Below are 414 nucleotides of genomic sequence, written 5' to 3'. Positions count from 1 at the left end.
CTTACCACTTTGTGATTCATGACTGGGGTGAAGTCGTAACAAGGTAACCGTAGGGGAACCTGCGGTTGGATCACCTCCTTACCTAAAGATATTAGTTCGAGTGGCGTGCTCACACAGATTGTCTGATGAAAAAGTAATGAGCAAACAAAACCTTGTGGTATAGGTAAGTGCCGGGAGATTTGTGACTGTCCAGTGCAGTGACAAACGACAATGGCGCTCGATTTTTCACGAAAAATCTCACCTTTACCCGAAATTATCGAATCGGTGATTCGATAAGCCAATTTCGGGTCCCCATCGTCTAGAGGCCTAGGACACTGCCCTTTCACGGCTGTAACAGGGGTTCGAATCCCCTTGGGGACGCCATTCCGATAATGAGTGAAAGACATTATCACCGGTTAGCGATAACCGAAAAAA

The 414-nt window shown here is 46.6% G+C and carries 1 tRNA gene and 1 rRNA gene; both read left to right on the top strand.

The window, feature by feature from the left end:
* Positions 1-81: ribosomal RNA gene (locus C9411_RS25390) — 16S ribosomal RNA — on the top strand; the annotation flags it as partial.
* 206 nt (positions 82-287) lie between these two features.
* Positions 288-363 (top strand) — tRNA-Glu (locus C9411_RS25385).
* Positions 364-414 lie beyond the last annotated feature (51 nt).

This window comes from Serratia sp. Nf2 (assembly GCF_003028435.1).
Classification (GTDB): Bacteria; Pseudomonadota; Gammaproteobacteria; order Enterobacterales; family Enterobacteriaceae; genus Serratia; species Serratia marcescens_L.
Note: the sequence above shows the minus strand (reverse complement) of the source record. Positions and strands in the feature narration are given on the sequence as shown.